14 protein-coding genes are annotated in these 12,947 nt (G+C 72.6%); 8 read left to right on the top strand and 6 right to left on the bottom strand.

The genetic code is table 11. From position 1 onward, the window contains the following. Positions 1 to 9 precede the first annotated feature (9 nt). Positions 10 to 1,476: a dihydrolipoamide acetyltransferase family protein gene (locus tag J5Y05_RS13885; protein WP_210872095.1), complete on the top strand. Its 1,467-nt coding sequence runs from the start codon at positions 10 to 12 to the stop codon at positions 1,474 to 1,476. Between the two features lie 103 nt (positions 1,477 to 1,579). Here the strand turns inward: J5Y05_RS13885 and J5Y05_RS13880 are convergent, their stop codons facing one another. From J5Y05_RS13880 to J5Y05_RS13870, 3 genes are all read right to left on the bottom strand, one after another. After that, positions 1,580 to 2,512, bottom strand: coding sequence for an SdpI family protein (locus tag J5Y05_RS13880; protein WP_210872769.1), 933 nt, complete (start codon positions 2,510 to 2,512; stop codon positions 1,580 to 1,582). A 176-nt stretch (positions 2,513 to 2,688) separates the two neighbouring features. After that, positions 2,689 to 3,036: a GntR family transcriptional regulator gene (locus tag J5Y05_RS13875; protein WP_210872093.1), complete on the bottom strand. Its 348-nt coding sequence runs from the start codon at positions 3,034 to 3,036 to the stop codon at positions 2,689 to 2,691. A 132-nt stretch (positions 3,037 to 3,168) separates the two neighbouring features. Then, positions 3,169 to 4,071, bottom strand: a complete 903-nt coding sequence (locus J5Y05_RS13870; protein ID WP_210872091.1) for a D-alanyl-D-alanine carboxypeptidase family protein — start codon at positions 4,069 to 4,071, stop codon at positions 3,169 to 3,171. Positions 4,072 to 4,285: 214 nt separating this feature from the next. Here J5Y05_RS13870 and J5Y05_RS13865 point away from each other — a divergent pair, with 214 nt between their 5' ends. Both J5Y05_RS13865 and J5Y05_RS13860 read left to right on the top strand, forming a co-directional pair. Next, positions 4,286 to 4,936, top strand: coding sequence for a GntR family transcriptional regulator (locus J5Y05_RS13865; protein WP_210872089.1), 651 nt, complete (start codon positions 4,286 to 4,288; stop codon positions 4,934 to 4,936). Then, the gene (locus tag J5Y05_RS13860; RefSeq protein WP_210872087.1) at positions 4,933 to 6,264 is read left to right on the top strand and encodes an MFS transporter; all 1,332 of its coding nucleotides are present in this window, start codon (positions 4,933 to 4,935) and stop codon (positions 6,262 to 6,264) included. Before J5Y05_RS13865 ends, J5Y05_RS13860 begins: the two co-directional genes overlap by 4 nt. 56 nt (positions 6,265 to 6,320) lie before the next feature. On the opposite strand, the gene J5Y05_RS13855 is transcribed toward J5Y05_RS13860, so the two are convergent. Beyond that, positions 6,321 to 7,145 (bottom strand): maleylpyruvate isomerase family mycothiol-dependent enzyme, encoded by an 825-nt coding sequence (locus J5Y05_RS13855; protein ID WP_210872085.1) that lies wholly within the window; start codon positions 7,143 to 7,145, stop codon positions 6,321 to 6,323. A 218-nt stretch (positions 7,146 to 7,363) separates the two neighbouring features. On the opposite strand from J5Y05_RS13855, the gene J5Y05_RS13850 reads away from it, so the two are divergent. Then, complete coding sequence (locus J5Y05_RS13850; protein WP_210872083.1) at positions 7,364 to 8,164, top strand: carbon-nitrogen family hydrolase; 801 nt, start codon at positions 7,364 to 7,366, stop codon at positions 8,162 to 8,164. A 17-nt stretch (positions 8,165 to 8,181) separates the two neighbouring features. Here J5Y05_RS13850 and J5Y05_RS13845 read toward each other — a convergent pair whose 3' ends face one another. Beyond that, entirely contained in the window at positions 8,182 to 8,673 is a 492-nt protein-coding gene (locus tag J5Y05_RS13845) for an LURP-one-related/scramblase family protein (protein WP_210872080.1), read from the bottom strand. 367 nt (positions 8,674 to 9,040) lie between these two features. Between J5Y05_RS13845 and J5Y05_RS13840 the strand changes: the two genes are divergently transcribed. From J5Y05_RS13840 to J5Y05_RS13825, 4 genes are all read left to right on the top strand, one after another. Beyond that, positions 9,041 to 9,283 carry a hypothetical protein gene (locus tag J5Y05_RS13840; protein ID WP_210872078.1) on the top strand — a complete coding sequence of 81 codons (243 nt, stop codon included), beginning with the start codon at positions 9,041 to 9,043 and terminating at the stop codon, positions 9,281 to 9,283. Between the two features lie 70 nt (positions 9,284 to 9,353). After that, positions 9,354 to 9,812: a DUF6879 family protein gene (locus tag J5Y05_RS13835; protein WP_210872767.1), complete on the top strand. Its 459-nt coding sequence runs from the start codon at positions 9,354 to 9,356 to the stop codon at positions 9,810 to 9,812. Positions 9,813 to 9,824: 12 nt separating this feature from the next. Continuing rightward, the gene (locus J5Y05_RS13830) at positions 9,825 to 10,673 is read left to right on the top strand and encodes a helix-turn-helix domain-containing protein (RefSeq protein WP_210872076.1); all 849 of its coding nucleotides are present in this window, start codon (positions 9,825 to 9,827) and stop codon (positions 10,671 to 10,673) included. 162 nt (positions 10,674 to 10,835) lie between these two features. Continuing rightward, complete coding sequence (locus J5Y05_RS13825; protein WP_210872074.1) at positions 10,836 to 12,695, top strand: NHL domain-containing thioredoxin family protein; 1,860 nt, start codon at positions 10,836 to 10,838, stop codon at positions 12,693 to 12,695. Here J5Y05_RS13825 and J5Y05_RS13820 read toward each other — a convergent pair. Beyond that, positions 12,683 to 12,934: a DUF6458 family protein gene (locus J5Y05_RS13820; protein WP_210872072.1), complete on the bottom strand. Its 252-nt coding sequence runs from the start codon at positions 12,932 to 12,934 to the stop codon at positions 12,683 to 12,685. The two genes, J5Y05_RS13825 and J5Y05_RS13820, sit on opposite strands and share 13 nt — an antisense overlap. Positions 12,935 to 12,947 lie beyond the last annotated feature (13 nt).

Raw genomic sequence — 12,947 nt, 5'->3', positions numbered from 1 at the left:
GGAGAGGCCGTGACGACGATGACCGACAGCTCGGTACGCGAGTTCAGGATGCCCGACGTGGGCGAGGGGCTGACCGAGGCCGAGATCCTCACGTGGTACGTCAAGCCCGGTGACACGGTCACCGACGGACAGGTGGTGTGCGAGGTCGAGACGGCGAAGGCCGCCGTCGAACTCCCCATCCCCTACGACGGCGTGGTCAGTGCCCTGCACTTCCCCGAGGGCGCCACGGTCGACGTGGGCACCTCGATCATCGCGGTCGCCGTCGGCGGCGGCGCGGCGGTGCCCGCACCCGCGGAGACCCCCGCCCCCGCCGAGGAGACCGCGCCCGCGCCCGCGCCGGAGCCGGCCGCCGCGCCGGCCGAGGCCGCCGGGGAGCCGCGCAAGGAGGGCCGCCAGCCCGTCCTGGTCGGCTATGGGGTGGCCACCTCCTCGACCCGCCGCCGCCCCCGCAAGGGCGCCCCGGCCCCGGCCGCCGAGGAACCGGCCACCGCGCCGGCCGCCCCCGCCGCGCCCGCGCCCGCCGCCCCCGCCGGGGCGAACGGGCAGGCCCCGGCCACCCGGGAACGCCCGCTGGCCAAGCCGCCGGTGCGCAAGCTGGCCAAGGACCTCGGCGTCGACCTGACGACCGTGGTGCCCTCCGGCCCGGACGGCGTCATCACCCGCGAGGACGTGCACGCCGCGGCGGCGCCCGCACCGGCCGCCGCTCCCGCCCCCGAACCGGCCCCGGCCGCGCCGGTGGCCGCCGCGCCCCCGGCGGCGGTGTCGTACGACACGGCGCGCGAGACCCGCGTGCCGGTCAAGGGCGTCCGCAAGGCGACGGCCGCCGCGATGGTCGGCTCGGCCTTCACCGCGCCGCACGTCACGGAGTTCGTGACCGTCGACGTGACGCGGACCATGAAGCTGGTCGAGGAGCTGAAGCAGGACCGCGAGTTCGAGGGTCTGCGGGTCAACCCGCTGCTCCTGATCTCCAAGGCCCTGCTGGTCGCCATCCGGCGCAACCCGGAGATCAACGCCTCCTGGGACGAGGCGAACCAGGAGATCGTGGTCAAGCACTACGTCAACCTGGGCATCGCCGCGGCCACCCCGCGCGGCCTGATCGTGCCGAACATCAAGGACGCCCACGGCCGGACCCTGCCGCAACTGGCCGAGTCCCTGGGCGACCTGGTGGCGACGGCCCGGGAGGGCAAGACCTCCCCGGCCGCGATGCAGGGCGGCACGGTGACCATCACCAACGTCGGCGTCTTCGGCGTCGACACCGGTACGCCGATCCTCAACCCGGGGGAGTCGGCGATCCTCGCGGTGGGCGCGATCAAGCTCCAGCCGTGGGTGCACAAGGGCAAGGTGAAGCCGCGTCAGGTCACCACCCTGGCGCTGAGCTTCGACCACCGCCTGGTCGACGGGGAGCTGGGTTCCAAGGTCCTCGCCGACGTGGCGGCGATCCTGGAGCGCCCCAAGCGCCTGCTCACCTGGGGCTGAGCGCAGGACGGGACACGGAACGCCGGGGCGGCCCAGTGGGGCTGCCCCGGCGTTCCGGTGTCCGCAGTGGTCGGATGGCGCGGTGGTACGACGCCGGACCGGGTCAGCCGGTGCGGCCGGCCAGCGCGTTGAGCAGGGCCGCGCCCCGTTCGGCGTCGTCGACGCTCACCGCGAAGTCCGAGCGGCGCCCCCGGGCCCGTACCACCAGGCACTCCCCGGCGCGCAGCATCACCGTCGTGCCCAGGCCGCTGAAGCGGTACCCCCACCCCCCGACCTGCGAGGGACTGCGCCGCTCCGCGCGGGCGGTGACGATGTCGGCCGCGGGCCAGCGGCGCCGGGGCCAGTTGAAGGGGCCGAAGGAGACCTCCAGCCCCCGTTCCGAGACGCGGGCCTGCACCGAGGAGCACAGGCCCCCCGCGAGCGAGGCGACGGCCAGCCCGGCGAACAGCCCCCACAGCGCGTCCGGTTCGGCCACGCCCCCGGCGAGCGCGGCGAGCGTGGCGACCGCCCCGAGGCCGGTCAGAGCGGCGAGCAGTTGCAGCCAGGGGTTGGCGGCGCGGGAGAACCACACCATCCGCCGGCCCTCGGGGATCTCCAGCGCCGGCGTGCCGTCCCCGCCGTCCCGGCCGCCGGTGTGGCGCCGGGTGACGAGGAGCCAGCCGGCCACCCCGGCGAGCGTCGCGCCGATCAGGACCGCCGCGACCCACCAGCCCGGCATCCGCGCCTGGTGCCAGTCGGCGACGTCGAGGTTGGACCGGACGATGGCGGCCTGCGCCCCGCCCAGCACGACGCCGGTCGGCAGCAGGACGGCCGGCCACAGTCCCGGGGTCCGCCGGGCGGTCAGGATCACGGCCACCGCCATCGCCAGCCAGACCAGCGCGGGGACGGCGGAGGCCGCCCACAGCGGCATCGACCCGTCCGGCGTGGAGGAGTTCCAGTGGGTGGCGAGACGGTCGGGCAGCCGCTCGCGCGCCAGGAGCGGGGACCCGGCGAGCACCGCCGTGATCCCGGCCGTCCAGAGCCAGGCCGGCCACACCGGACCGGCCCGGCGCGCGGCGGTGCCGCCCCCGCTGCCCGTACCGGTCCCGCTCCCGGTGCCGAGCCCGCCCGTCCCGGCGCCGGCCGGCCCGCCCGGACCGTGGCCGGCCGTCCTCGGCGCGGCCGGGGTCCTGGGTCCGCGCCTCGCGCCCGGCGTCCCCTTCGTCCTGTCCGTCACGGCAGCCCCCTGATCATGTCGACGACATCGTTCCTGCTGTAGCCCAGCCGGGCCGCCTCGGCGATCAGCTCCCGTGTCCGCAGGTGCAGCACGGAGCGCGCGTCGGCGCCCTCGGCGACGGTGACGCCCCGGCCCCGGCGGAAGTCGAGCAGGCCCTCGTCCCGCAGTCCGCGCAGTCCGCGCAGCACGGTGTTGACGTTGACGTCCAGGGCCTCGGAGAGGTCGCGGGCCGACGGCAGGCGGTCGCCGGGCCCGCACTCGCCCTCGGCGATGGCCCGCCGGATCGCTCCGGCGACCTGCTCGTGCAGGGGACGGGTGTCGTTCTTGTCGAGACTCAGCAGCATGGTGCTACTGACACTATCACCATGCGCTCCATTCCGGGAGGGCTGCGGGTGGGCTCCGGGACCGGCAGGGCTCGGAGAACGCCGAAGGGCCCGTCGCCGAGGCGACGGGCCCTTCGTGGGGTGGTGCGGGCGTCAGCCCAGCCGGGCGAAGCCGTAGTTCATGAGCTGGGTCGCGTCCTTGCCGCGCTGGTCGGCGGAGGAGGACGCCAGGACGGTGCCGATCACGGTCTTGCCGTTCCGGGTCGCGGCGAAGACCAGGCAGTACTTGGCCGCGGGGCCCGAGCCGGTCTTCACCCCGGTCGCGCCCTTGTAGCTGCCGAGCAGGGTGTTGGTGTTGGACCAGGCCGCCATGGTGCGGGTGCCGCCGGTCTTCGTCGTCGTCTTGGCGGTGTACGACTTGGTCTTGACGATGGCGCGGAAGTTGGCGTTCTTCATCGCGTTGCTCGCGAGCTTCGTCAGATCGCGCGGGGTGGAGTAGTTGGTGCCGTTGCCGATGCCGTCGAACGAGTCGAAGTGGGTGTTCTTCATCCCGAGGTTCTTGGCGGTGGTGTTCATCTGGCCGATGAACGACTTCACCCGGGCCGCCCGCGTCGAGCCCGTGCCGTAGGCGTCGGCCAGCGCGTAGGCGGCGTCGCAGCCGGAGGGCAGCATCAGCCCGTAGAGCAACTGCCGGACGGTGACCTTGTCGCCCACGATCAGCCGGGCGGAGGAGGCGTTCTTCGAGACGATGTAGTCGCTGTACGCCATCTGGATCGTGACCTTGCGGTCCAGGTTCAGCTTGGGCTGGGAGAGCACGACCTTGGCGGTCATGATCTTCGTCGTGGAGCCGGTCGACAGCTTGGTGTCCGCCGCCTTGGTGTAGAGGGCGGAGCCGTTCGCGTCGTTCATCACGAAGCCGCCCTTGGCGGCGATCGTCGGCGCGGTGGCGGCCTGGGCGGGCGCGGTGGCGAGGGCTCCGCCGGCGAGCACGGCGCCGGTGGTCACGGCGACGACGGCGGCTCTGCGGAGACGGGTGCCCGGAATGCCAGTGATCAAGAGATTTACCCCGATTGTCTGAAGTCGCCTGCGGGGCGGCCGGGTTGTGGGTGTGAACGGATGTGAGCGGAAGGGTCCGCAACAGTGCGACACCTCAGAGGCCCGGATGGTTGCGCCCCGCGCGGGGGAAATCGCGGCGTCCCAGGTCGGGTGCGGGCCGTCCGCATGGTGGACGGCGGCCTCCTTGCACCCCTGTTGTATCTATCCTGTCGGCATGTCCCTGGCCGTGAAGCAACCCCCCGCCGCCGACCGCGTCTACGCCCACGTCAAGCAAGCCGTCCTGGAGCGCCGTTACGAGGGCGGCACCCTGCTCACCGAGGGGGAGCTGGCCGAGGCCGTGGGCGTGTCGCGCACCCCGGTGCGCGAGGCCCTGCTCCGGCTGGAGGCCGAGGGACTGCTCCGGCTCTACCCGAAGAAGGGCGCCCTGGTGCTGCCGGTCTCCGCGCAGGAGATCGCCGACGTGGTGGAGACGCGGCTGCTCGTCGAGGAGCACGCGGCCCGCAAGGCCGTACCGGCCCCGCCCGCACTCCTGGACCGGCTGGAGGAACTCCTCGAACGCCAGCGCGAGCAGGCCGCCGCCGGGGACTTCGCCGCCGCCGCGGTCACCGACCGCTGCTTCCACGCCGAGATCGTGCGCAGCGGCGGCAACGAGATCCTCTCCCGCCTCTACGACCAGCTCCGCGACCGCCAACTGCGCATGGGCGTCGCCGTGATGCACTCCCACCCCGACCGGATCGCCAAGACCCTCGTCGAGCACGGCGAGATCCTCCAGGCGCTGCGCGACGGCGACGCGGAGGCGGCCGTCGGCGTCGTCCACCGGCACGTGGGCTGGTTCTCCCACCTGGCCCGCGGGGAAGTGCGATGAGCCCGGCGGACCCCGCGCGGCCCTCCGGGCCCGCCCGCCGGCGCGCGCTCCCCGGTGATCCGCCGGGCGGGCGCCGGGCCGTCGCCGTCTGGGGCGTCGGCGTCGCGGTCTACTTCGTCGCCGTCATCTTCCGCACCTCGCTGGGCGTGGCCGGGCTGGAGGCCGCCGACCGCTTCCACGTCAACGCCTCGGCCCTGTCCACCTTCTCCATCCTCCAACTGCTCGTCTACGCGGGCATGCAGATACCCGTCGGCCTGCTCGTCGACCGGCTCGGCACCAAGAAGGTGCTGGGCATCGGCGTGGTGCTGTTCACCGCCGGCCAGCTCGGCTTCGCCTTCTCGCCGAGCTTCGGCATGGCGCTGGCCGCGCGCGCCCTGCTCGGCTGCGGCGACGCCATGACCTTCATCAGCGTGCTGCGGCTGGGCTCGCGCTGGTTCCCCGCGCGGCGCGGGCCGCTCGTCGCCCAGCTCGCCGGGCTGGTCGGCATGGCCGGCAACCTCGTCTCCACGCTCGTCATCGCCCGGCTGCTGCACGGCGTCGGCTGGACCGCGGCCTTCGCGGGCAGCGCCCTCGCCGGTGTGGTCGTCCTCGTCCTGCTGCTGCTCTTCCTCAAGGACCACCCCGAGGGCCACGAGCCGGAGCCGCTGCCGCACCACGGCGCCGCGTACGTCCGGCGCCAGATCGCCACGTCCTGGCGGGAGCCGGGCACCCGGCTCGGGCTGTGGGTGCACTTCACCACCCAGTTCCCGGCGATGGTCTTCCTGCTGCTGTGGGGGATGCCGTTCCTCGTGGAGGCGCAGGGCCTCTCCCAGGCCGGGGCCGGCGAACTGCTGACCCTCGTCGTGGTCTCCAACATGAGCGTCGGACTGGTCTACGGGCAGATCGTCGGCCGGCACCACGACGCCCGGATGCCGCTGGTCCTCGGCACAATCGGCACGACCGCCGCCCTGTGGGCCGCGACCCTCCTCTACCCGGCCGACCACGCCCCGATGTGGCTGCTGGTGGTGCTCTGCGTGGTGCTGGGCGCCTGCGGACCGGCGTCGATGATCGGCTTCGACTTCGCGCGCCCCGCCAACCCGCCCGAACGTCAGGGCACCGCCTCCGGCATCACCAACATGGGCGGTTTCGTCGCCTCCATGACGACGCTGCTCGCCGTGGGCGTGCTGCTGGACGCGACCGGCCAGAACTACGCCGTCGCCTTCTCCTCCGTCTTCGTGCTCCAGGCGCTCGGCCTCTCGCAGATCCTGCGCCTGCGCGGCCGGGCCGTCCGCCGGGAGCGGGAACGGCTGGTCGCCAGCCGCGTGGAGACGGTGCACGTCCCCGTCTGACGGCGGCGCCGCCTCCCCGGCCACCGGGCACGGGAGAGGCGGCGCGGGCCGTGGTGCTACGGGGTGACCGTGAAGTGCCGCAGGATCGCCGCCGCCAGCTCCGGGTCACCGTCGGTCTTGACCCGGTCCCCCGCCGCCTCCGGCGTGATCCGGCCGCAGGCCAGGCGCACGTACGTCTCCCAGTCCAGGGCGAGGCTCGCGGCCGGGCCGAGCGCCGGGGAGGTCTCCAGGGTGCCGCGGCCCTGGATGTCGACCCGGACCGTGCGCAGGAACTCGACGGGGCCGCTCACGTCGAAGACGACGGCCGAACTGCGGGGCGCCTGCGCGTCGTCCGCGACGACCCGCGGCAGCTCGGCGAGGAGCACGTCCCGGGCGACGTACGCGCCGGGGGAGTCGAGGTTGCCCGGCACGCCGAGGGCCGCGCGCAGGTCCTGCTCGTGCGCCCACACCGCGAAGGCGTGCCGGCGCATGGACTCCGCCAGCGTCAGTTCGGTGCCGAGGGGGCCGCGCACCGTCGCCGTCGGGAGCCGGTTCTCGTTCCGGAGCTGCCGGTTGCGCCGGATGATCATGTACTCCAGCTCGGAGGTGATCTCGGGCGCCGTGTGGTGGCGGCGCACGTCGACCTGCATCTCCATGTACCGCTGGTGCTCGTTGGTGACGTGGAAGAGGTCGCGCGGCAGGGCGTGGATCGGGCGCGGGTCGCCGAGCATCTCCGAGTCCAGGCCCATCACGTGCGAGACGATGTCCCGCACGGACCACCCCGGGCAGGGGGTTCGACGGTTCCAATCTGCTTCCACGAGCGGCTGGACCAGCGCGGATATCGCCTCGATGGAGTGAGTCCAGGCGTCGGCGTAGGGCTGGAGGGTGGGATGCAGACTCACGGAACGGGACCCCTCGGCGGTCGGTACACGGGCAGGTGGTGGCGGCGGTGCCAGTGGGAGTGGCTGCGGTCGTCGGGCGTCGTGGGCCCCCCGAGCTCTCGCCTCCGCTCGAGCCGGGAGGGACCCCCAAGTTACGCTGCTGTGCGGCACCCCGGCAGTGCTTTCGTGTGACGATCGTAGGCCCGAGTGAACGACTCGTATGCCAGGACGGTGGTAGTGTGCGCGCTTCATTGATCCAAATCGCCGTGAACGAGGACGAAACGGCCGAAGCCCGCCGCCTGAGGGCGGCGTCGCTGGTCCGCGCCCAGGCGGGGGCCGACCTCGTGGTGCTGCCGGAGCTGTGGACCACGGGGGCGTTCGCCTTCGAGGAGTTCGCCGCGCGGGCCGAGCCGCTGGAGGGGCCGACGTACGAGGCGATGGCGAAGGCCGCCAGCGAGGCCGGCGTCTGGCTGCACGCGGGCTCCTTCCCCGAGCGGGACGAGCGGGGCGCGCTCTACAACACCTCCCTCGTCTTCTCCCCCTCCGGTGACCTGGCCGCCGCCTACCGCAAGATCCACCGGTTCGGCTTCGACAAGGGCGAGGCCGTGCTGATGAGCGCGGGCGACACGCTGGTGACGGTCGCCCTGCCCGGCACCACCCTCGGCGTGGCCACCTGCTACGACCTCCGCTTCCCCGAGCTGTTCCGCGCCCTGGTCGACGCGGGCGCCGAGACCCTCGTGGTGCCGGCGGGCTGGCCGGAGCGCCGCCGCGCGCACTGGACGCTGCTGGCCCGCGCGCGGGCGGTGGAGAACCAGGCGTTCGTCCTGGCCTGCGGTACGGCCGGGACCCACGCCGGGATGCCGCAGGCGGGCCACTCGATCGTGGTCGACCCCTGGGGCGAGGTGCTGGCCGAGGCGGGCTCCGGCGAGGAGGTCCTCACGGTGGAGTTCGACCCGGCGGAGGTCGGCCGGACCCGGGAGCGCTTCCCGGCCCTCAAGGACCGCGTCCTGGGCCTGGACCGACCGGCCCCCCGCGCCTGACACCGGGGGCCGCCGCCTCAGTCCTCCCGTTCCTTCTCCGCCAGGTGGATCACGCAGACCGCCAGGGCGATCAGCAGCGAGGGGTCCGCGTCGTCGCGGACCACGTCCACGCCGTAGGTGTCGCGCAGGGTCAGCCAACGCCGCGAGACGACCGCGAGCAGCTCACCGTCGTACTCGATGGCGAACTCGCGGTCGAGCACCTTGCCGCTGACGTCCAGTTCGGTGCCGTCGGCCATGGCGACCCGGTAGTGGTTGCGCAGCAGGGAGAGCCGTTTGCGCTTGAGGGTGGCGAGCGGTTCGCCGCCGCGCTCGATCACCATCGTGTCGCGCAGCGCGAACATCTTCTGGTGGATGTCGATCAGGACGCGGCCCCGGGTGTCCTTCAACTCCCAGGTGTCGCGCAGCCGCATGGCCTTGCCGTCGACGAGGAACACCTTGTTGCCGTCGGCGTCCTCGATCCAGTAGTCGTCGCCGATGCCGAGGAGCCGGTCGTACACGAGGAATCTCATGCCGGATCGCTTCCCCGTCCGTCCCCCCGGAACCCGGCCCACCACACCGACGGCGCACCACCGGGCCTGCCGGCGGCCGGGGCGGGCGGGTGCGGGGAGCCGACGGTGCGGCTGGAAGACACGAACGCCTTGGCCCCGCAATCCGGCGAGGCAGGGCGGGCGTGAGGTTCAACGGTGACGAGCGTTGCCGGATCGTCTGGGCGACCAGAGACGCGGCTGGGGCGGAGCCCCCTGATCGGGACCGCGAGCGCTCCCGTCCCTTCGCAGGCACCCCAACCACTTTGTCGGAATGCCCTCTTGCCTTGCTCAACCGCAGGGGGTGAGGCTCGTGCATGCTGGTGCAACCCACTCGACGGCGGGAGCGGCCATGACCCTAAAGTTCCTCGGCATCATCCCGAACACGCCGACTGACGAGTTTCCGACGATCTGGCTTCACGAGGAGACCGGCGACCTTCTGATTCAGTCGTACAAGGCGACCGAGGACGAGGTGAAGGCGTGCCAGGAGATCGGTTCGATCCCGGGCCACTCCACGGACGTTCCGGATCACGAGACGATCATCCGGCTGCCCGCGGTGATGCTGAAGTACATCCCGCGCCCGGACGACAACTGAGAGGCAGGTCGTGCAGCCACCCGCCCGTCATGCACTGGCACGAGCACAGAACTCGGCGGTGTTCCTTGAGATGCGTGACAGTTACATGCTCGATGACCCCGAGTTCATTGCGTGGCAGCAGGGGAAGCGCCTCGACCCCGCTGACCGTTCTTCGTGGTGGGGCGGCTGGCACGACGCGGTAAGCGAAGCGACGGCCCGAGGGGTCGTGGTCCGGCGGCTTCGGATCGTGTCGGAGCCGATCAGCGACTACGTGTGGTACGAGTACGACTGCACTTTCACGAACATCGCGGCGGGTGAACTGGTCCGGTGGCTGCCACGGCGGCAGACCACGGACTTGGCCTTGCCGGGTACTGACTTCTGGCTGTTCGACAGTGGGCAAGCGCTGTTCCACCACTTCACCGGGAACAGGCAACTCGACCAGGACGGGCGGGAGTATACGGACGAGCCCGAGCGGGTGAAACTGTGCGCCCTCGCCTTCGAAGCAGCCTGGCAACGGGCCGTTCCGCACGAGGAGTATCGACCGCGCTGAGCTGTCACCACCATGGCCATCTCACCCTCATCAAGCGCACAGCAGGCCCGGCAGGATCTGGCGAATCGACTCGCCGAGCTGTGCCGGGATGCCGGCCTCACTGGACGGGACATCGCCCGTCTGTGCTCCTGGCACCCGTCCAAGTCGTCACGGATCATGAACGCGCGCACGCCTCCGTCCGCTGACGACATCCGGGCGTGGTGCCAGGCGTGCGGGTCGGAAGATCAAACGGAAGACCTGTTGGCCTCGCTGCGTACCGTCGAAGGCATGTGGGTCGGGTGGCGGCGCATGGAACGCGCCGGGCTCAAGCAGGCACAGGAAGCCCGTCTTCCGCTCTTCGGGCGAACCCGCCGGTTCCGCTCCTACTCCTCGTGGTTCATTCCGGGCCTGATCCAGACCTACGGCTACACCGAAGCGGTTTTGCGTGCCGTCCAGCGGAGGCGCGTGGAGGTGGACGACGTGGCCGACGCGGTCGCCGTCCGCATGGAACGTCAGCGCGTCCTCTACGAAGGTGACCGGCGGTTTGCTTTCCTGGTTGAGGAATCGGTCTTGCGGAACGGGCTCGGCGGGGCGGACGTGCAGGAGGAACAGCTCCGCCACCTCCTCACGGTCGGCTCACTGCCCAGCGTCAGCCTGGGCGTGGTCCCCACACGAACCGAACGCTCCCGGATGCCGGTGGAAGGGTTCTGGATCTTCGACACCGGACAGGTGAACGTTGAGCTGGTCTCCGGCTACCTCACGCTTACCCAGCCGAGTGAGGTTGCCGCGTACGCGGACACGTTCACCGAACTCGCCGACATGGCCGTCTACGGCGTGAAGGCCCGCGGGCTGATCACGAGCGCCCTGCAGACACTCAGGTGAGAACCATGCAACCCCGGGGTCTGCGCCGCCCTGGCTACACAGCGCCGGGCGCTGTCTCACGGATAGTCGTTTCGTTCCCGCCTGCAGCCATTCGTCCATTCGTCGCGCCCCCCGCCGTACGGGTGTGATCCGACGTTCATACCAGGGTGGCAAGCTTGAAGCATGAACGATGCTCCGGCGCCCACCCCCGCGCCCCGACGTGCCCGCGTCCGCGCCCCTGAGCTGCGAGGACGGTCCTGGATCAACACCGGCGGCAAGGAGCTGTCCCTCGCGGAGCTCCGAGGCCGGATCGTGGTGCTCGATTTCTGGACCTTCTGCTGTGTCAACTGCCTCCACGTCCTCGACGAGCTGCGGGAGCTGGAGGAGAAGCACCGGGACACCCTCGTGATCGTCGGCGTGCACTCGCCGAAGTTCGCGCACGAGGCCGAGCACCGGGCGGTGGTCGACGCGGTCGAGCGGTACGGCGTGGAGCACCCGGTGCTCGACGACCCGGAGCTGGCCACCTGGAAGCAGTACGCGGTGCGGGCCTGGCCCACGCTGGTCGTCATCGACCCCGAGGGCCACATCGTCGCCCAGCACGCCGGCGAGGGGCACGCGCACGCCATCGAGAAGCTGGTGGAGGAGCTGGAGGCGGAGCACGCCGCGAAGGGCACCCTGCGGCGTGGCGACGGGCCTTATGTGGCGCCGGAGCCGGAGCCGACCGTGCTGCGCTTCCCCGGCAAGGCGCTGCTGCTGCCCACCGGGACCTTCCTGGTCAGCGACACCACCCGGCACCAGCTCGTCGAGCTGGCCGAGGACGGGGAGAGCGTCCTGCGCCGGATCGGCGACGGCACCCGGGGGCTGGCCGACGGCCCGGCGGACCGGGCCCGTTTCCAGGAGCCGCAGGGCCTCGCGGCGCTGCCCGACGGCACGGTCGTCGTCGCCGACACCGTCAACCACGCGCTGCGCCGCTTCGACCCGGCGACCGGCGAGGTCACCACCCTGGCCGGCACCGGCCGCCAGTGGATGCAGGGCGAGCCCACCGAGGGCCCCGGGCGCGAGGTCGGCCTCTCCTCGCCCTGGGACGTCGCCTGGTGGCGGGACCGGGTGTGGATCGCCATGGCCGGCGTCCACCAGCTCTGGGCCTACGACCCGGCCGACGGCCGTGTGAGCGTCACCGCCGGCACCACCAACGAGGGGCTCGTCGACGGACCCGGCGCCCAGGCGTGGTTCGCCCAGCCGTCCGGGCTCGCGGCCGGCGCCGACCGGCTCTGGCTCGCCGACTCCGAGACCTCCGCCCTGCGCTTCGTGGACGCCGACGGCACCGTCCACACCGCCGTCGGCACCGGCCTGTTCGACTTCGGCCACCGCGACGGGGAGGCCGGCCAGGCCCTGCTCCAGCACCCGCTGGGCGTCACCGTGCTCCCCGACGGCTCGGTCGCGGTCGCCGACACCTACAACCACGCCCTGCGCCGCTACGACCCGGCGACCGGGCAGGTGACGACGCTCGCCACCGACCTGCGCGAGCCGAGCGACGCCGTCCTCGTGGGCGACGACATCGTGGTCGTGGAGTCGGCCCGGCACCGGCTGACCCGGCTGCGGCTGCCCGAGGAGGCGGTCCGCGTCGAGGCGGTCGCCCACCGCACGCGGCGCGAGGCGACCGAGGTGGCCCCGGGCACCCTCCGGCTCGACGTGGTCTTCCAGGCGCCCGCCGGGCAGAAGCTCGACACCCGCTACGGGCCCTCGACCCGGCTGCTGGTCTCCGCCACCCCGCCCGAGCTGCTGCGCTCGGGGGAGGGCGCGGGGACCGACCTCCGCCGGGTCCTGGAGCTGGACTCCGGGGTGCCGGAGGGCGTCCTGCACGTCTCCGCGATGGCCGCGTCCTGCGACGACGACCCGGCCAACGAGTACCCGGCCTGCCACGTCCACCAGCAGGACTGGGGCGTCCCGGTCCGGCTGACCGCGTCCGGCGCCACGCGGCTGCCGCTGGTCCTCGCCGGACTGGACGCCGAAGCCGGCGCCGGCGCGGATCAGACGCCGTAGCCGTCGTCGTACCCGTCGCGGGGGTGGTGGTGGGGCCGGTCCTCGACGATCGGGGTCGCCGGCGGCATCACCACCCGGCGTCGCCGGGCGATGCTGCCGAACGTGGCGACCCCGATCAGTCCGACGACCATGAGGATGACGCCGACCAGGTCGAGGTCGACGCCCCGCATCTCCCAGTCGGTCGCGAACGTGAGGATGGCTCCCACGGCGATGAGGATGATGCATCCGCCGAGGCCCATGAGCGTCGCCTCC

Source organism: Streptomyces tagetis (assembly GCF_018069565.1).
Lineage (GTDB): Bacteria > Actinomycetota > Actinomycetes > Streptomycetales > Streptomycetaceae > Streptomyces > Streptomyces tagetis.
The sequence above is the reverse complement of the archived record's forward strand: the minus strand, read 5'-3'. Positions and strand labels throughout refer to the sequence as shown.